This window comes from Leptospira brenneri, assembly GCF_002812125.1.
Lineage (GTDB): Bacteria > Spirochaetota > Leptospiria > Leptospirales > Leptospiraceae > Leptospira_A > Leptospira_A brenneri.
Map to the genome: position 1 here is coordinate 429379 of NZ_NPDQ01000001.1, position 19491 is coordinate 448869.

16 protein-coding genes are annotated in these 19491 nt (G+C 39.0%); 8 read left to right on the plus strand and 8 right to left on the minus strand.

The features are described from left to right. Positions 1 to 169: 169 nt before the first annotated feature. Positions 170 to 1222 (minus strand): SDR family oxidoreductase, encoded by a 1053-nt coding sequence (locus CH361_RS02150; protein ID WP_100789422.1) that lies wholly within the window; start codon positions 1220 to 1222, stop codon positions 170 to 172. A gap of 350 nt (positions 1223 to 1572) precedes the next feature. On the opposite strand from CH361_RS02150, the gene CH361_RS02160 reads away from it, so the two are divergent. From CH361_RS02160 to CH361_RS02180, 5 genes are all read left to right on the plus strand, one after another. Beyond that, complete coding sequence (locus tag CH361_RS02160) at positions 1573 to 2553, plus strand: MBL fold metallo-hydrolase (protein ID WP_425268661.1); 981 nt, start codon at positions 1573 to 1575, stop codon at positions 2551 to 2553. A gap of 166 nt (positions 2554 to 2719) precedes the next feature. Beyond that, a complete protein-coding gene (locus tag CH361_RS02165; protein WP_100789173.1) occupies positions 2720 to 4018 on the plus strand; it encodes a discoidin domain-containing protein in 1299 nt (432 codons plus the stop codon). 5 nt (positions 4019 to 4023) lie between these two features. After that, the gene (locus CH361_RS02170; protein WP_100789174.1) at positions 4024 to 5277 is read left to right on the plus strand and encodes a hypothetical protein; all 1254 of its coding nucleotides are present in this window, start codon (positions 4024 to 4026) and stop codon (positions 5275 to 5277) included. Beyond that, positions 5267 to 6160, plus strand: coding sequence for a VanW family protein (locus CH361_RS02175; RefSeq protein WP_100789175.1), 894 nt, complete (start codon positions 5267 to 5269; stop codon positions 6158 to 6160). The genes CH361_RS02170 and CH361_RS02175 overlap by 11 nt, the downstream gene beginning before the upstream one ends. Positions 6161 to 6218: 58 nt before the next feature. Further along, entirely contained in the window at positions 6219 to 6896 is a 678-nt protein-coding gene (locus CH361_RS02180; RefSeq protein ID WP_100789176.1) for a M15 family metallopeptidase, read from the plus strand. A gap of 68 nt (positions 6897 to 6964) precedes the next feature. Here the strand turns inward: CH361_RS02180 and CH361_RS02185 are convergent, their stop codons facing one another. The 4 genes from CH361_RS02185 to CH361_RS02200 form a co-directional block, all read right to left on the minus strand. Further along, positions 6965 to 7378 (minus strand): PH domain-containing protein, encoded by a 414-nt coding sequence (locus tag CH361_RS02185; RefSeq protein ID WP_100789177.1) that lies wholly within the window; start codon positions 7376 to 7378, stop codon positions 6965 to 6967. A 389-nt stretch (positions 7379 to 7767) separates the two neighbouring features. Continuing rightward, the gene (locus CH361_RS02190) at positions 7768 to 8187 is read right to left on the minus strand and encodes a MaoC/PaaZ C-terminal domain-containing protein (RefSeq protein ID WP_100789178.1); all 420 of its coding nucleotides are present in this window, start codon (positions 8185 to 8187) and stop codon (positions 7768 to 7770) included. A 15-nt stretch (positions 8188 to 8202) separates the two neighbouring features. Beyond that, the gene (locus tag CH361_RS02195; RefSeq protein ID WP_100789424.1) at positions 8203 to 8640 is read right to left on the minus strand and encodes an FAS1-like dehydratase domain-containing protein; all 438 of its coding nucleotides are present in this window, start codon (positions 8638 to 8640) and stop codon (positions 8203 to 8205) included. A gap of 14 nt (positions 8641 to 8654) precedes the next feature. Continuing rightward, entirely contained in the window at positions 8655 to 9521 is an 867-nt protein-coding gene (locus CH361_RS02200; protein WP_100789425.1) for an alpha/beta hydrolase, read from the minus strand. An 11-nt stretch (positions 9522 to 9532) separates the two neighbouring features. On the opposite strand from CH361_RS02200, the gene CH361_RS02205 reads away from it, so the two are divergent. Together CH361_RS02205 and CH361_RS02210 are read left to right on the plus strand one after the other, a co-directional pair. Beyond that, positions 9533 to 11941, plus strand: coding sequence for a sulfatase family protein (locus CH361_RS02205; protein ID WP_100789179.1), 2409 nt, complete (start codon positions 9533 to 9535; stop codon positions 11939 to 11941). Between the two features lie 48 nt (positions 11942 to 11989). After that, positions 11990 to 13258 carry a lysophospholipid acyltransferase family protein gene (locus CH361_RS02210; RefSeq protein WP_100789180.1) on the plus strand — a complete coding sequence of 423 codons (1269 nt, stop codon included), beginning with the start codon at positions 11990 to 11992 and terminating at the stop codon, positions 13256 to 13258. 3 nt (positions 13259 to 13261) lie between these two features. On the opposite strand, the gene CH361_RS02215 is transcribed toward CH361_RS02210, so the two are convergent. Then, positions 13262 to 14761, minus strand: coding sequence for an OmpA family protein (locus CH361_RS02215; protein WP_100789181.1), 1500 nt, complete (start codon positions 14759 to 14761; stop codon positions 13262 to 13264). Between the two features lie 28 nt (positions 14762 to 14789). On the opposite strand from CH361_RS02215, the gene CH361_RS02220 reads away from it, so the two are divergent. Beyond that, complete coding sequence (locus tag CH361_RS02220; protein ID WP_244279475.1) at positions 14790 to 15671, plus strand: phosphate ABC transporter substrate-binding protein; 882 nt, start codon at positions 14790 to 14792, stop codon at positions 15669 to 15671. Between the two features lie 17 nt (positions 15672 to 15688). Here the strand turns inward: CH361_RS02220 and CH361_RS02225 are convergent, their stop codons facing one another. Then, on the minus strand, positions 15689 to 17221 hold the full coding sequence (locus CH361_RS02225; protein WP_244279477.1) for an NHL repeat-containing protein: 1533 nt from the start codon (positions 17219 to 17221) through the stop codon (positions 15689 to 15691). A 462-nt stretch (positions 17222 to 17683) separates the two neighbouring features. Beyond that, positions 17684 to 19207 (minus strand): NHL repeat-containing protein, encoded by a 1524-nt coding sequence (locus CH361_RS02230; RefSeq protein WP_244279479.1) that lies wholly within the window; start codon positions 19205 to 19207, stop codon positions 17684 to 17686. Between the last annotated feature and the right edge of the window lie 284 nt (positions 19208 to 19491).

Genomic DNA, 19491 nt, shown 5'->3' on the forward strand with positions numbered 1-19491 from the left:
CTCGGCCCCCACCCTGAATGGGTGGTGGAGGCGGGCTTGTGGGAGTTCATTCCCGGCCCAACTCCTACCATAAAATTTCACACTTGTCTCCTGGGAACCGAATCTCGATAAAAATTTTAAAGAAAACTTCACAGTTCCCCTGGGCAAAGGGCAGGTTTTTGCAATCGGATTATATGAGTCCTGAAGTTTGCATTTGGTTCACATGATCTACGAAAGTTTCGTTTAACGATCGATAGGTTAATCCTAAATCAGATTTGCTATACTCATTGTTCAAGTTCAATGGTTGCCCAATGTTATTTTTTGTATAACTCCAAGACAATCCAAAGAACGGCCCAATCACATACACAAGTGCTTTTGGTAGATTTCCAGTAGGAACAGAATATTTTTTTCCAAAATTTTCTTTTACGATCTTTGCGACGCCTAACATTGGTATTACTTCGGCAGAAGTAATATGTCTTCCTTTGGCATTCGGTGTGAACCCTGCAAGAATGTGAGCTCTTGCCACATCCCTTACATCAACAAATCCCATTTTTGTATCGGGAACACCTGTACGAAAAACCCCCGTAAGCATATTTTTCATAAACTCAACACTAGTTCCGTCGAGTCGTTTCGAAAGTGAAGGACCCATCACAAAAGAAGGATTGATCACAACTAAATCCCAACGTGTTTGCTTTTTTTGAATTTCCCAAGCTTCTTTTTCTGCCAATGTTTTGGAGTAAGCATAAGGTTGGTGAGTGAGATTGCTTGTTGTATTCCAGTGTTCTTCGGTGAAGGTATTGTTGGGAACTTGTAATGAATCAATATTATCACTGTGAATGGCTGCCACACTTGATGTTAAAACAACTCGTTTTACAGAAGAAACACGGTTACAAGACTCCAGAACGTTCCTCGTTCCTTGTAATGCGGGGTCAACGAGTTGTTTCTGTGCATTTTTAATCCCTGCTACAAAAAACGGAGATGCTGTATGGATTACAAGTTCAGTTCCTTCGATTGTTTGATCAAAACTCCCATCTTGCAAAAGATCAGCTTCTAATAACGTAAGTTTATCTTTAAACTGATCCTTTAATTCCAACAGATGTGCAATCTTTTTGTTGTCCTTTAAACTGCGAACGGTGGCTCTTACCGACTTTCCTTCTTCTAACAAGTATTTAACGATCCAGGACGCAATGTATCCTGATCCCCCTGTTACAACAACGGGTAATTCTGAATTGATAGATTTCATATTGATCCTTAGACTAAATTCCATCCTCTGGAGCATACAAATCCCTTCGATTCTGGCAAAACATAAAACAAATCTCCAATCATTTCTACTAATACAAAAATTCTATGTTGTTCTTTTTTTGGGCGAGGCCCAAGGGCCCGGGCTTTTCCGGGGTCCGCGTTCGCTCCCGTCTCCGATGCCGCTTCCAGCGTCTTTCGGAGACCAAGCCCTCCAAATCCCTCTCGCAAAGAGGATTGAAATTAAAACCAGGAACGGAAAGGGTTTGCCATAAAAAAATCTTCCTATCATTTTTGTTTGTTATGCCAACTCTGAACACCATCCAAACGAAACAGAAATTTTATCAGTTCATTATGTATCTATTGATTTTTCTTTTTTCTTCTAGTTGTGCCTTTCGATCTTCGGGAGATTTACATCTTTATGATTCTTATTTTCCCCATGAAACTGGGCTGATTCCAATTCCCAAAGGAAAGGTAAGAGCCACTTTTTTAGGAACCGCATCAATTTTGTTAGATGATGGAGAAACTCAAATTCTAACGGATGGTTTTTTTACCAGACCATCCTTATGGAAAACAGCATTTTCCAAAATAGAATCCGATCCTGTCACCATTCAATCTGTGATCGAAAAAGCAAAAATTGATCACCTGAAAGCAATTTTTGTCTGTCATTCTCATTACGATCATGTAATGGATTCTCCCTTTGTCGCTAAACAAACAAAGGCGAAACTCTATGGATCTTCATCGACTCTAAACGTGGGGCTTGGAGCAGGTTTATCTAACGAACAAATGGTTTTATTCCAACCGGGAACGCCTATTGTCATCGGAAAATTTACGATTACTGTTTTGGAATCCAAACACACACCTCCTTTTCGAATTTTGGGAAAAACAAATGCTACCGATCCCAATCATCCCAATATAGATTCCCCACTGGCTGGACCGGTCAAAGCAACAGATTATATTGAAGGTGGGACTTTTGATTTTCTCATCCAACATGGAAAAAATAAAATCTTAATCAAAAGTAGTACAAATTTTGTCGAAGGAGCGTTTGATAAGATACACGCAGATGTTTTATTTTTAGGGATTGCTCAACTTTCCTTACAACCAATTTTGTTTCAGGAACAATTCTATAAAGAAACCATACAAACATTAAAACCAAAACTTCTTATCCCCATCCACTGGGATAATTTTTTCAAACCACTCTCCGTACCTTTAGAACCAAATCTCAAACTAGGAGATGATTTTGACGGTAACCTGAAATTTATTTTGAAACGGACTTCGGAAGAAAAGATCCAAGTCCAGTTACTGCAAGGATTCGAAACCATTGATTTGTTTTAAAAGTTAGTTCGAAAACACAATAAAGTGTTCATCATCGTATTTTTGATGCTATGTGAAGAAAAGATTTAATAAAAGTATTTGGACCTATGATTTAGGACAGGTCAATTTTTTACTTGTCTAAGTCAAAAGAGGTTCGGATTCTTTGTAACTGTCGAGGTAAAATCTCTTGAAAAAAATGATCCTAACTCTTTTGGCTTTTGTCGTTCTATTTTGTAAAAATAGTCCGATCGAAAACTCTATCGTCATTGAACGAATCCAAGCAGCATCTTCTGCTGATGGCACAAGCCCCATCAATGTATTCAAACCGGGCAAATATTGGAAACCGGAGACTAATTTGGATGGGATTACCATTTTTTTCTCTAATGGTGTTAAGTGGAACCAACCGGGGAAAACAGACGGACGAGCCTTTTTTAATGAAATTTCTATTGAGTGCCAAGAGAAAAAAGGATATGTAGCATTTTATAAAGATGGAAGTTATGCGACTAATTTTAACTGCGCTAAGGAAACACCGCAAAAAATAAGATCCAATGGAGTTCATGTAATTTATTTATTACCAGAATCAGGGAATGGAATTCAAACGGTTTCATTTTATCAAAATGGCAAAAAATTGGATGTCGCCTATCCTGAACCAATTGTTGGCCAAGTCACTGCGAGTAGTACACTCCCTAATTATCCCGCTTATAGTTTGTTTGATGGAAGTATTGATTTTGCTTGGGTGGAAGGTGCCAAAGCCAATGGGGAAGGTGAGTCTTTTCAAATCGAATTAGAAGATAATATCGATTTATCTGGGTTTGAAATTTTTAACGGATATCAAAGATTAGATGCTTTATTTTATAAAAATGGTTCTGTCACCGAGTTACTTGTGTCCGATGGTTCTGAATCTTTTCCGATCAAAATTGAAGACAGACAAGGAGGACAAAGGATATTTTTTCCAAAAACACTTTCAGGAAAAAAATTCACATTCACCATTCAAAAAGTTCGGCCAGGAAAAACTTGGACAGATACAGTCATTGCTGAAATCATTTTACTTGGGGAAAAAGGTAAAAGATACACAGTCCTAGATAAAGATGCGGATGAATTCAAAAGTTCCGTTCTTTCTAAAACAAAAAATACCATTCTTTCTGGAGTAGTCAACAAAGCTGTATTCAGAGATGTTTCGGATGGTAGTTTCCGATTGGATTATGTATTTCGCTCCAATGGTTCCTTTGTCATTTGGAAAGATGATGAATCTGAAAAACGAGTGTTAGATGGAAATTGGGTTTTGTTAGAAGCATCTCCTACAGAAGCCAAAATTAAAATTTTTGGCCGAGACCACAAAGTTGTAACACAAAGTTTAGATTCGAATAGCCCTTATGCCGAAACTACCAGTGCAGTATCCACTCTTATTTTTGGTGATACACTTACCGTTAAAAAGTCAGGCAATACATTGCAGATGATTGGTAAAAAAGTCCAAATCGCTAAATAAATATTTTGTTCGGTAAGGATATCTATTGGTATGGTGTCCAGGCAGTTTCCCTGATTGAAACGGGGAAATTGCATTCACCAGACCATTCTCCCGTTTTTCATATTGTAGCATTTTTGTTTCGATTCTTCGGAACGAGTGACGAGTCCCTATTTGCTTTCCAAATTTTAACTTCCGTTTGGTTGTTTCTATCTATCATAATCGCAAGAAAATTGGTTTTGAATTCCTTTGGACTTCCTAGTGTGATCTTCTTTGTTTTGAGTTTTTTATATCCAAAACAAAGTTGGGCATTGGGATTTCTGATTTTGTCGATTGGATTTTATTTTTCCACAAATCTTCGGTGGAAATGGATCTATCTAGGAATCAGTTTTGTTTTTGCCTTATGGTTTCACTCAATGGTCGGAATTTTAGGACTTGGACTTTTTGTTTTATACAAGATACCAAGAAAATTTGATCTCATACTTTTCCTTTTTGTGGCTTTCCTTCCTTTGATACTTCCCAAAGAACTCGGAGAGCGAATTACATTTGAAACACATGGATTTCCTATCTTACTTGCCTTTGGAATCGCTGGTGTCGGATTTTTATGGGATTGGTTCTTTATGGTGTTTGAAAAGAATGTTTCTCATACGGTTCTCCTCTTTAGAAGGACAATTGCGTTTATGGGATTTTTACTCGTTTTACCTTTGTTTCATTTTGCCGACATCCAATACCGCATCCTTCTTTCCCTCATCCTTCTCTCTCAAATTTTTACGATCATAAATTGGAAACAATACCTCATTACGGGCGTCAGTTTTATTTTATGGGCCTATACCGTTTTCAATTCCCCGAATTTATTTCGTTATCCCTATGAACAAATGTGGGATCCAGGAGAAAAGGCTGCCACTTTTTCTAATAATGGTTTGCTTGTGGCTCATCACGGGTTTTGTGAATTTTATCATTTTCAATTTCGAAAAGATTGTTTATCCTGGGAGCCAGATGAAAAGGCAATCTCGGAACTTCCTTCTGGTACAAAGATCTACCGACTTGTGTATGGAATTCGTTTTGAAAACCTTCGTGCCAGTAAAGAAGATCCGAACACTCCGATTTTTACTTTGATTGAGCCTTTGGGAGAATACCAAATGGTATTGGAAGAGGATTGGAAACGTTACCGTTTGTGGTTAGAGAAACGTAACTCGAAACTTCTTTCGGTGGCAAAGTCTTGGAAGAATCCATATCGAAAACGACCTAGTTTTTTAAAGAGAAAACAATCGTATGGGATTTAGTTTCAAAAAAAAATCCATTCCCGGTATGCATCAAAGGGTCAATCGTGGAAACCTTCGTTTGTTTCTCGGTAAAATCTATTTTCAATGGAAACGGTATTTGGTTTGGTTTCTCGAAAGAAAATCCTTTGCGAGCACAAAAATATCTTTCAATGAGTTATCTCATCTCTTTCCTATTTCTGTTTTCAAACATTCCTCACCCATTTATCGCAAACTGAAAGATGTACCCATGTATCTTCAAGAAAACAAAAGGGTTAATTTAAGTATCGCCATTCTAAAGTTAGATGGTTTAGTTTTAAATCCTGGAGAAGTGTTTTCCTTTTGGTATCTTGTTGGAAAACCAACAAAACGAAAAGGGTATTTGCCCGGGATGCAATTACGAAACGGGAGTTTTATCGAACGCACCGGTGGTGGCCTTTGTCAAATGGCAAATCTTATCTATTGGATGAGTTTACATACTCCGTTAACAATCAAAGAACGATGGCGCCATAGCTTTGATATCTTTCCTGATTCCGAAAGGACATTACCTTTTGGGTCTGGTGCCACTTTGTCTTATAATTATATTGATTTACAGATCAAAAATACAACCAAACAGACATTTGTATTGCATCTCTGGATTGAGGATGATTTCTTAAAAGGAGAATGGTATTCCGATGTGGAAATTCCTTTTTCCTATCAAGTTTATGAATCCTATCATGGATTTCATGCGGAACCTTGGGGGGGATATACCAGAAGGAATGCCATCCGAAAGAAAAAGATTTCGAAAAGTACAAAAGAAATTTTGGATGATGAACTAGTAACAGAAAACGTCGCTTGGATGATGTACGAGCCACTTTTGGAAGAGGGAAGACAAGGTTCTGGTTCTCGTGATTCTAATTTAACATAGATCACATACAAATGTTATGCGAACTTGAAAAAATGGTTATAGGATTGGTAAAAACGATATGAAACTAATTATAATCGCAGTTTGTTTGGGAATTCCTTTTTTATCTCTAGTTTCCGAATCCACGGAAAACAAACCAAGTGTCTTGGATCGTCCGACTTACCAACTATCGGTTCAAAAAAATCAAAACAAGGAACTCATTAACTTAGAAAAGAAAATTCCGAGTTTAGTTTTGGATATCAAATATGCTACTGCGAATAACTTTACCAAACAGGTGATTTACAAAGAGGCAAAAGCATTTGCGAGAAAACCTGTGGCCGAGGCTTTAGGATTTGCACAAAAAGATTTTTTGCAACTTGGATATTCTATCAAAATTTATGATGCTTATAGGCCCTATGCAGCAACTGTCAAATTTTTTGAAATCGTTGGAGATACAAGATATGTAGCATCCCCAAAAACGGGTTCTAGGCATAACAAAGGTTGTGCGATTGATTTGACTCTTGTGGATTCAAAAACCAAAAAAGAACTTTCTATGCCCACAGAATATGATTCCTTTCGAAAAGAGGCGTGGGCAGAGGCCCCCGTTGCAGATCCCGAAATTTTAAAAAACCGAACCACTCTCATTCGTGTGCTCAGTGAACATGGGTTTCGCGTGAACAAAACAGAGTGGTGGCATTATGACTTTGTGGGTTGTTCCGGATTTGAAGTTTTAGACATTCCTTTTGAGGAATTGGAGTAGGAGAGGATTAGGAAGATTATACATCCACCCAGATCACATCTGTCGGTTTATGAAAACATGATCCCCCTTCACAACCCTTTCACAAAAAACTCATAATCCTTCTTTCCAATCTGTAACATCTCAATTGTATCCTCTTCTGTTTCCCATTGGATCTTTCCAAAAAACCAACCCATCTTTGTGGTTATCTTTTTTACCTTTGTCCGCTCTAAGGAAATGGAATCAAAACCAGATTTGAATAAAAGTTTTCGAACAAAATGAAATCCATTGCCCGTTTGAATCACAAGCCATTTACCTGCACCCAGTTTTTTGTTTTTGCCTTCCAAAAGTCCCATACAATAGCCTTGGATCTTTTCCCCATCTTCTAAAATTTCAGGCAAACAAAGAAAACCTGGATGGTAGGCTATCAGTATGTCAATATTGATATGTGGATGATTGACCAGTAAAGATTGAATTTGAGTTTTGATTTGTTCGATGGTTTGCATTGGGTTTGTTCTCTTGGCCCAGAATGAAATCGTTTATTATAGGTTTGTAAATAAATTATTGTTATGGTTTTTTGAATTGTAATCAAATGCAACCAATCCAGTACAGAGGAAACTTATCCTTTTGTCCGAAAGAGTATTTTGATTCCTAGGTCAATTTTCTATCTATCAATCTCCCTCGCGCAAGGGATCGAAGGGCTTGGTCTGAGTGGGAGAATGCCACGAGGACGGGAGCGAACGCACACCCCGAAGAGCCCGCTCGTGCGCCCAAACAAAAAAACAAATAGGCGGTTACAATAAAAAAGCACCGAAGTTTCCTCCGATGCTCTCTAAAAGTTTGATTCTTTTATGATCTTGTATTAGAAAATCATAAAGATATAAAAGCTTTTCACTTATACTGCGTTGACAACTAAATCTCCACCAGCTTTCACTTCGCCAGCTTCGTTTTTCGCTTCTACAAGCACAGTAACTGTTTTTTTACCATCTTTTTCAAATTTCTTTTTGATGGTTCCCACAACAGTGAGTTTTTCGCCGAGTTTGGTCATGGCTTTGAAAGTCACACCAAAGTACGCGATGTCTTTTTGTTCCGCCCAAGAAGTACAAAGTCTTCCCACTTGTGCCATCACATACATACCGTGAGAGATGGTTCCATCAAGACCTGCTTTTCTTGCGAAATCAGGATCGTTGTGGATCGGGTTAAAATCTCCAGAGGCACCCGCATAACGAACTAAATTCGCATGTTCGATGACTGGGACGTCTAGTGGAGGAAGTGTCTGACCAACTTCTACTTTATCAAATTCGATTTTTGCCATTGTTAGCCTCCTGTATTAATCCTTACGAATGAAGATCGCCATCTCAGCAGAGAGGATAGGATCATTTTTTTCATCATAGATGGTTGTTTTGAAAGTTACGATCTCTGCTCTTCCCACTTTTACATCGGAAATTTCGGACTGTGCGTACACTTTGCCCGGATACAGAATTTTGTGATACGTATACTCTTCTTTTAAGTGAAGGATTTTGGAAAGGTCGATACCGAGTTCGGCCATATCATTCCAAATCTTAGGGTATCCCCAGAACATAATGACTGTAGGGAAAGTAGGGGGAGCAGGAACATCAGAGTATCCAGCTTTTTTTGCTTCTTCTACGTCAAAATAGATTGGGTTTTTTTCATTGATGGCGAGGCAGAATTCTTTGATCTTTCCTCGTTCCACTGTGAAATCAAAACGATCTAGTTTTTTTCCAACTATATCTTTGGTTACTGCCATTGGCATTTATCTCCTTAGTGTTTATCGATCCAAGAAACTAACTCTCCTAAGACGATGGCTCTGTCTTTAGGAAGTTCGTTCATGGTCTCGTGGTACAATCCGTCAAAAATTTTCAAGGTTTTGTCTTTAGAGCCTAGTTTTTCAAAGGCTTCCAATGTTCCGTCGACAAGGGCAATTTGGTCTTCCTTACCGTGGAACATATAAATAGGCACAGTAATTTTTGTAGCCGATTCTAATGCGAAAGTATAACAGTTGAGTAAATAATCTCCCAAGTAAGCACCTACGTTTCCATGTACTAATGGATCTTTTATGTAAGCCTCCACGACTGACTTGTCTCGGGAAATCATATTGACATCGAGACCTGTGGGAACTGTCAGAGTGGGAACCAGTTTTGCTAAAAACCCACCGGCACTTTTTTTAATGTCCATCACGATGTCTGTTTTGACTTTGATGGGAAGGGCACTACAAATGTAGGCATCTAAATCATTTTGGTAATTGTCAGTTGCCGTATAAAGGAAAGTGACAGCAGCCCCCATGGAGTGACCAAGTAAGGTTACCTTACTAACACCTTCGTTACGTTTGGCGATGTCGATGAGTTCTTTGAGATCAGCAAAAAAATCAGAGAAATGATTGATGACACCACGCCTACCATCGGATTTACCATGACCTCTCGCATCGATGAGGTAAATGGCGTAATTGCGTTCTGCCATGGCTTCCAATAAAAAATTGTAACGGCCACCGTGTTCTCCGATCCCATGATGGACAACGAGGACACGTTTGACTCCGGACTTTGGACGATAGACTTGGTAATAAATCGATCCGCCATCTTTATTTTGAAAGGTAGACTCCTCGCGGGAGTAAGCTTGTTCCCAATGACTCATAGATGTCAAAGGTGCACGATGGAAACCTAAAAAGAAAGAACTTTTCCTATTCGTCGGAAACCAGTTTCCCAAACTGGTTCCATATGCGAGCGATTCTTCCTTTCGCCCTTTCGATCTGTTTTTGTCTCTTTAGCTGTTTGAACAAATCGGAAAGACGTTTCCCCGTGGATTTGGTTTTGGAACTACGAAATGCCAAAGCAAAAATGGCAATCACAGAAGACCTCTTGCCCTATCATTGGAAAAAAAATCCCGGCCGCCAGAGTCGTCTCCCTCTTTCTCGCAAGTGGGAAAATACACAAATTACATTCAATACAGATAAAGAGATCTTTTTAAACCATTCACTGGATTCTCTTTTTTTTCCACCGGGTCAGGAGTATGAATTTAAAATTTTAAAAGGACAGTATGAATTTTCTTCCCTCATTGGATTGTTAGGTGGGACGGAGTTTCAATCCCAAGTTTCTGGACGGTTTAAAATTTATTCAGGGGAAACCGTTTTAAAGGAATGGGATCTTAGTGGATCTATAAAGGAAAGATGGAATCCTAAAAAAGATATTTTGGAGATTGGGGAATCGGGATCCCTTCGATTGGTTTGGGAGAGTGTGGACAGTTATCTTTTTGTCGGCGAACCTTTGTTATATCCAAAAAACGAAGGTTTTTCTGGGAATTCTGAATCTGGAAAACCGAAATCGGTGATTCTCATTGTGATTGATTCGGCAAGGAAAGATTTTTTTGGATCTTATGGGTATCCTTATTCCGTAACTCCAGTAATGGACAAAATAGCCATGGAATCGGTTTTTTTCGAAAATCCTTTTGCCAACGGAAACTGGACCAAACCTTCGATGATGTCTTTTTTTCATTCAGAATATTCATCTAACCTCGGTTTGGGGAATTCTTGGTTTTCGACAAAACCTTACCAACGAAAAGTTTATTATGGAAAAAATAGAGACAATTTAGCCAAAACCTTTCGCGAAGCCGGTTACTTTACCCAAACGATCATGAATAATGTTTTCTTTTTGGATTATACCACTGTGGGTTTGGATTTAGGATTCCATAATTCTTTCCAAGTGGGAATGGATATTGTGGATACGGAAGTTCTCACAAACCAAGCCATCCAATTTGTTGCGGAGTATAAAGAGAAACCATATTTTTTACATTTCAATTTGAATACCCCACATGCTTCTTATTCACCGCCACCAGAGGATATGGCAGTGGTGCGTTCCGTGGTTCCAACGGATGTTTTTTATCGGTATGAATCTCCTGTGCAGCGTTATTTAGGAGAGATGCATTATACCGATCGGGAGATAGGCAGACTTGTTGAGGCACTCAAAAAACAAGGAACCTATGACGAAACCATGATCATTGTGACCGGTGACCATGGGGAACTTTTTAGTCCTCATCACGATTATAGTTATCATTTCATTATGCAAACCAGGTTTGGTCATGGGGAAACGCATTATGATGAGGAGATTAATGTCCCTTACTTTATCAAACTTCCGAAGTCAGTTCTAGGTGGTTTGGAATCCGAAAAAGCTGAAAAAGCGAGCGGAGGGCAAATCCGAATTCCCGGCCAATCTTCTTTATTATCTTTGGCTCCCACAATTCTTGGTTTTTTAGATTTATTACCTAAAGAATCTACCTATAAAGGTGTCGATTATTCTTCTTGTATTCGCATAACAAGCGATTGTCCCAAGGAAAATTTTATTTATACCGAAGGAAGGATGTCGGAATCGGTTCGGACAGAAAATTACAAATACATTCGCCGGTATCCTGGGTTTACGACAGTTAGGCGAACTTCCGCAGGAGAACCTCATACCATGGCTGAAGAATTGTATGACTTAAAAAAAGACCCGGAAGAAAAAAATAATCTAAGTCCTCTCGCAGAAGGTGAAAACCTTTTACAGATCGCAAGGGCCGACTTTCGTCGGGAAAATTTTTTAAAACGAAATCATTTGCGGATTTTGATTCCTCCTTGTTCCGAGTCCCTTTGTCGTGATTTCCTATCCTTAAATGTCCAAGGATCGATTTACGATTGGGAAGTTTCCAATTCGGTCCAGATGAATTCTGGTTCTGCCAAAACCATCTCTTTGCAAAAGGAATCAACGGTTTCAGTGGCAAACCAGGGTGAGGAATTGGTATTCAAAACGGTAAATCCAGAACTGGGGGCAAACTTTAGTTTCTCTCGGAATGGAAAAACGATTCCTGTTCGTTTTGGAAGGTATGGGTTAGAGTACCAAAGATCGATGAACCATCTAGAAGATTTAATTGTTTCCGAAAGGCAACCGCAAGGATTTTCAACTTCTCCTTTCCCTTGGGTGTATAATGACGGTGCCTTTAGTGGAACCAGAGAATCGGAAGTGCAACGTGAGATGGGTAAGGAAGTAAAAAAAATATTAGAAACTTGGGGATACATTCACGAATAATTGCTCGTATTGGCAAAGGGGTGTCGCTTAATCTAACTAGACAATTGTATGAAAGATTCGTTTATTCCTCCTCGTTTTGAATTTCCTTTTGCCTTGGGATTGGATTTAGGTTTTCCCATTCTTTCTAAACTCCTCTTTAATATTGATGGAGTTGAAATTTCAAAAGAAGATGAACTTCGTTTAAGAGAAATCAAAAACAAAAGGGTAATGTATTTATCCAACCAACCGAGCGAACTTGAACCCATCATTGCTTATTATGTTGCCAGTAAAATTGGAACTAGATTTCATTTTATGGCCTCACGTAGTATTTTTAATTGGGGTTTTGGTTTGGTGGGAGAATTCATCAAAAGGGTTGGTGCTTTTTCCGTAATTTCAGGAACTCTCAATCGGAATGCCATCAAAACCGCTAAACAGATATTAGCTGCAAGTGACGGAAAACTTGTAATGTATCCAGAAGGAATGGTATCTGGTGAAAATGATAACTTGGTTTCGTTTATGCCTGGTGTGGCTCAAGTTTCCTTTTGGGGACTAGAAGCAGCTTTAGAAAAAGATCCAAATGCGGAATTATGGATCCAACCAAGTTTTGTGAAATATAAAATTTCTGGATCTCGGGATTCAATCCTTGCCGAAATCGAATCTTCTCTTTCCAGGATCGAACGTAAACTCAAACTTTATCCTGGCGGAAGAACACTGCTACGTAGATTTTTAACTGTGGGTCGTGTGATGTTGGAAGAAACCGAATTTGAATTAGGGATACCTAAATCAGAAACCGCAGGAAAAGATTTTGATTACAGATTGGGCAGAGCAAGACATACTGCTCTGAATTTAGCAGCCTCCATTTTGAATGTGAAGTTCCATGATTCTGACAATGCCATTCAAAAAATTCGACTTCTTTTTATGTCTTTGGACAGTTTGGCTGCCGGTGCTCCCCTTTCTTCAACACCAAAAACCTTAACGGATCAAAATATACGTAGAGCCAAACAGTTAGTGGATACGGCTTATGCCTTTATCATCACACAACCAAAAAATTTAATCCAATGGCCGTCTGCGGAACATTTGATGGAATGGATTTGTAGTTTTGAAAAACATATCTTTGGAAAAACAGAATCAAGAGCTATGGTTGCCCATGTGGTTGCCGCACCCGCATTTTCAATTGCACCATACTATCAGATCTATAAATCAAAAAAGAAAGAAGCCATTCAAAACTTACTCGCAGACATGCGTTTAGAAATGGAAACTCTTTTGGAACGTGGAAAAAAAGAAAGTGAACCGATAGTCCCTCCGTATTCCGTGGGACTAGATTTACAAATTGGTTAGTCGTTAATCCAAAACTAAAGTAATTTCGACCCGGCGGTTTTTGTGGCGATTTTCTTCCGTATCGTTTGCTACAATTGGAATATCGTCGGCATAACCTTTAAAGGAAATATGTTTTTCGTCCATTTTGTGATTATCAACTAGCGAATGTAATACGGACTTGGCTCTTTCTTCCGAAAGTTTTTGGTTGTATTCTTTTTTTCCAATATTGTCTGTATGACCGGAAACACGGATTTCCCTATCCGGATATTTTTTTAAAATATCTGCAATTTTTGCCACTGCCGTTTCTGCATCCGGTTTGAGTTTGCTGTCATTAAAATCGAAAAGAATGGAATCCAAAGAAAACACAATTCCGTCATCGGAAGTTCGTACGGTTACGGGGAGTTTATCTGGATCTGTGGTTTTTTCAGGGCTAGGAATTTCTCCTGTATCGGTGATCCGTCCTAAGTTTTCTCCATTTAGATTTTTGTTTGGCAGAGTGATTGGTTTTGTCGTTTTTGGGTCGGTTGGTTTTCCGTTTGCCCATTCACCGGTTTGGTTTGGATTCCCCGTGTATCCAACAATTAAGTCTTCCAAGATATCTTCTTTGATGGCCTCTTTGTCTTTGGCATTCACTTGGTTGCGAAGAAAATAAACTCCCTTGATATGAAAGTTTGCTTCTTGGACGGTTCCATTCGGGTAAATGAATGTGTATGATAACTTAACTTCTTTGAATTCAGGAACACCTCGATTCGCATTGAAGAAAACGGTTCCGGAAGCAAAACCAAAAATTTTGTATGGTACATTTGGTACCATCTTTTCCCCTTCTGGTTTGTTATAAAAGATAGGATAAGTGTATGTTATTTTTTCACAATTCCCTTTATAGTTTCCTTCTGACCATGGGGCGATCCCTTGAAACGTGTATTCGGGAAGGACTTTGACTCGGATACGTTCTGCACTAAAATCAAAAGACTCTTCTGCGGGTAATTTCCAAACATCCGAAACAGAAACCGGTGTATCGGGAAAACTGGGAAAACTGCGAAGGTTAGGCATTATGAATTCGTTTGGAACTTCATAGCGACCATTGCGAAATAGGGTAAAGTCCGATAAAAATTCTTTGTCCTTCCAAAATGGACCAGATGTTTTTCCGTATCGAATATAAGTATCAAAAAAAGCATTCACCAAACAAGAATCAGATGAACATTTTTTTGGTTTCATCACCACTCTGTTTTTATCTTCTCTTTCTACCGTTTTTGTTCCCACCCGAAAGAATACGTCATGGTATTCATTTAGTTCTAAAACCTGGTTTTCTTTCCATTTCCACTGGAAGGTAGTTTTCTCCGTTGGGATGGGCGCTGAACCAAACAAAGGTAGAATTGTTACAAAACAGAATAAGATCAAAAGCCTGAGGGTCTTCACAAAACAAAGATCGGGGATTTTTTTGAAAAACTGATAGGGGATTTGGAAAAAACTAGCGGTTTTTACGATTGACGAAGGATGGATTTTTGGCTTTACCTGAATTACCATGAAAAACCTTTCTCTGCTTTTTTACATTTTGATTACAATTAATTTTGTCGCTTGTAAGGACAAACAAACCCTGAAAGTGGCAGGTTCCGAAACCATGAACAGTATGATGCGTTATTTAGGAGCCGAATACGAAAAGGTAAATTCCAATGCCCGTGTAACAGTAGAAGGTGGTGGATCGGAATCCGGAATTGACAGATTACGAAAGGGTGAGATTGATATGGCAGTTTCTTCTCGCGACTTAAACCAAGCAGAGTTTGATGACCTTCGTAAAACGGGTAACTTGGAAAAAGTAAGATTGGCTTACGATGGGGTTGCTCTTGTTGTGAATCAGAAAAATACAATTTCTAAACTGAACTTAATCCAAACGTCTGATATCTTTTCTGGAAAAATCAAAAACTGGAAAGAAGTGGGTGGGATCGATGCACCAATCTCTATCGTGATTCGTAATGATAAATCAGGAACCCAAGACTACTTTCAAAATCATATTCTCAAAAGAAAAGATTTGGGTTTAGATGAGTTCAACAAATATAAATCGAATGTTTTTTCCAAAGATACTAAAATTGTAAAAGACAATGCGGAAATGGCAAAATACATTCAAGAAAATCCAAATAGCATTGGTTATATGGGTATGGGATCTGCTCTTGTCGATAACAAAGATAAAATCAAAGCTTTGGATTATGCAAGAACGGATAAAGATCCTTATGTGGCACCTTCTGTAAGAAATGTTTATGACCGTAAATATAGACTAGCACGTGAGTTATTTATCATTTATAAAACCGACCAAGGTGATAAAATTGATGCGTTTGTTACCTACCTCACTAGCGAACAAGGACAAGTTGCCGTCTTACAATCGGGATACTTAAGAGCTTCTCTTCCGGAAGTCGAAGTATCTGCGGAACCTGTGAAGTAAAAAACTATATTTAAATTTTAGTAAACTAACACTCTATTATTGGTTCGGTCAGCGATGTAAAGTTGACCGAATTGATTGAAAAAAATTCCAGTAGGGGAATATAGACTTTTAGGACCAAGTGCTGATCCAGAGCAGCTTCCATTATTATTGTTCAAAGTACAATTAAGATCATCAAACTGACCTAATACTGCAACCGCCGCAATTCCTGCATTTTGAGTGGTTTTGGGATACATCACCACACGGTTGTTACCTGTATCAGCTACAAAAAGATTTTCATTTTGATCAAGTGCAATCCCCGTTGGGCCAGAAAGCCCAAGAGGGCCACCCCCACCTCCACTTGTATTAAAGTCAGGTTGTCCATATACGCGAGTTGCAGTTGTAGAATTTTGAGGAAAATAAAGGACTCGACTGTTTCCGTTATCGGAAACATACAAGCCGCCATCTTTATCCAAGATCATTCCGTTCGGACTACTCATTTTTTCATTAGAAAGACCGGATGTATTTCCAGAAAAACCAGTTTGGCCATACACACGACTCGCTGTAGTGGAACCTGGTGGAAAGTAAAGGATACGGTGGTAAGCAGATTCTGAAACATAAACACCCCCGGCAGAATCGATCCCAACGGCAAGTGGTGTACTTAAAGAAGTCGCACTCGCGGCTCCAGCTGCTGAAGTGGAAAATCCGGATTGGCCATAGACTACAGAAGGAACATTCGATTGATTAGGAAAATGCAAAACTCGATTATTACCCATATCAACTGCGTACAATTCACCAGATTGACTGATTCCGATCCCACGAACATTATTTAAAGAATTTGCACTCACCGTAGTACCAAAACATGTCCCACCAGAGTCCACATTTGCTAAATCACAATTATAGAAGCCCGATTGACCATACACTCGAGTTGATATCATTGAGTTAGGTGGATAATATTGGAGACGGTTGATTCCTGAAATATAAACTCCGCCAGTAGTATCAGCAGCAACTCCGTAGGGAGAACTTAGATTTTGGTTATTAGGAGAGCTTGACGCACAGGAACCTGTGTTATATGCAGAGCTACAAGAATAAGATCCATATTGTCCATATACAAAAATGGGACTTGTGTCAACCACTTGGAGAGAGATTGTCTTTACCGCATAACCTGGGCTATTTCGAATGACTGTGATTGGAGTTGGACTCGTTACCGTTGTACTCGTTCCTTTGATTTCTCCGGTCATCGAATCAAAAGTTAGTCCCGCTGGTAAAACACCTTGTATTGAATAATTCGAATTGATTTGATACTTCGGGCCGATGGAAACAGGAAAATTGATAAATAATCTATAGTTTGATGAGTTAAATTCTAGAGGAGGGACATTGACTAAATGAAAACCGCAGTAATTTGATTTGTCCGAAGTTGCCGATTGAAACACTAGAGAAGATAAGAATGAATCAGATTTAGGATCACAATGGTGATTGAGTGAATTTTGTTGGCAAAACATTGAAATGGAAATGTTGAAAAGCAAAAGAAGAAGTTTGAATTTTTTTAGGGATTTCGATGGGTTTCGTTTCATAAAAAGTGATATGGATCATTAGTATATTTTATAATATAATGATTAACAATCGGTGAATTTATAAATTATTTATCAATTAGATTTTATTGGATGATACATTAACAGTCATTTTGCTAAAAAAGAAATTAATTGTAATGCAAATCGTGACTTTAAATGGAAAGTAAAATTTCTTTTAACGGTTTTGTTTCGGGTTATCCTTAAATGAATGAAGGCGAGAAATCGCTATCTGTTCGCTCGTCACAAAAAGAAATGTTTATTATTTTTTTAAATCGTGTAGACCAACTGGACTACAAATTTTAGTTGCAAAGGGGTGGACAGTCTTAGTAATGAAACTGCAACCAGGAAGGGACATATTTGTTTGTGGTCCAAGTTTGATTGTTTCTTTGACAAAACTTGGTTTAATCGACAAATATTGGTTATGTGTTCGTCCCTTGATTGCTGGTGGTGGTTTGCAACTTATTTCTAAAAAACCAATATCCTGTTATTTCCTTGGTCAGCAACATGAAGTTGGCCTAGTTGATTGAAATAAATACCTGCTGGGCCGGAGAGGTTCTTTGGTCCGACGGCCGGTCCACCGCAACTCCCATTGTTGTTGGCAACTCCGCAGCTGAAATCACCGAACTGTCCAAATACACCCACTGCAACAATACCAGTCGATTGGGTAGTTCTGGGGTACATCACGACTCGATTGTTTCCTGTATCAGAAACATATAGGTTATCACTTTGGTCCAGAGCCACCTTAGTAGGTCCTGAAAGTGTAGAGGCGCTAGTGGCACCGGCTATACCTGTAGTAAACGATGGTTGGCCATAAACTCTTGTGGCAGTTGTGGAACCAACGGGAAAGTAAAGAACTCGATTGTGATTTGTATCCACAACATAGAGGCCACCATCAGAATCTAGAGTGATTCCCATTGGCCCATAAAGATTGACGTTTGTTGTATTTGTAACTGTTGTTGAGAAACTCGTTTGTCCATAAACACGGGTTGCTGTGGTAGAACCTGGAGGGAAATAGAGAACTCGGTGGGTAGCTGATTCTGAAATGTAAAGTCCTCCTTCTGGGGAAGTGGCAATACTTTGCGGATTATTTAAAGACACTTCACTTGTCGATCCTGGTGCGCTAGTAGTAAACCCAGGTTGTCCATAAACCATGGATGCAGTCGTTGTATTTTTTGGGTAATACAAGGCGCGTTGGTTTGCTGTGTCTACCGCATACAATCCATCTTGGCCATCCAAAGCAATTTCTCTGACTCCATTTAAGGTATGTTCAGATGGACTGGAATTCGTGCAAGATCCTGCGGAAATATTATTGGCTATGTCGCAAGAAAAACTTCCGAACTGGCCATAAACCTTTGTCGAAGCAGTTGTGTTCGGTGGAAAGTATTGGATGCGATTGACCCCAGATATATAAACTCCACCTGAAGAATCTCCAGTGACTCCAAAAGGAAAACCTAAGTTTTGATTGGTTACTGGTCCCCCAGGTGCACAAGAACCATTATTGTAATTATTTGCACAGTTATAAAATCCATATTGCCCATACACCATTGTCGCACTTGTATCCACTACCTGTAAGGTGATGGTCACAATTCCAAATCCGGGGCTATTTTTGGTGATGGTAAGATTCGTTGCGGTGGTGATCGCAGTAGCTGTTCCTTTGATTTCCCCGGTTGTGTGATCGAACGTTAAACCAGTTGGTAACACCCCTTGGATCGAATAACTCGAGTTCATTGGATGACGAGGAATGATGGATACGGGAAAGTTAAGATACAATCTGTAATTTGAATATCGATAACCGAAGGGGGGAATGTTGACGAGATTAAACCCACAATGATAGGATACTGCTGTTGTTACCGCTTGGACGATGAGATTGGGGAAAAAGGAATCGGACTTGGAATCACATTGGTTGTTTAAAGATTCCGGTTTGCAAGCGGTTACTAAAAAAATTAGAGATAATGCCGTTAAAATCTGGATTTTGGATAGGGTTTTCATAAAGGACAGTTTCATACAATAGAATCGCAAGTCATGAAGTAGTGGATCACGAGTGTCTGGCTATTTAGAAATTTAAAAATAATTTATCAACTAAAAATGGGTAGGTTTTGGGTAAAACAGTTCGTTCTCCTTTCTGTCAGAATTGATCATATCTTAAATAAGTGCGGTAAAGGTTCCTGCATCTATCGATTCTGCCTCTAGCATATCTGAAAATTTCGACTATCATCTCTCGGAAATTTTTCCAAACCGCTAAAAACGGTTTTTCGTCCATTTTAGAACGTTCT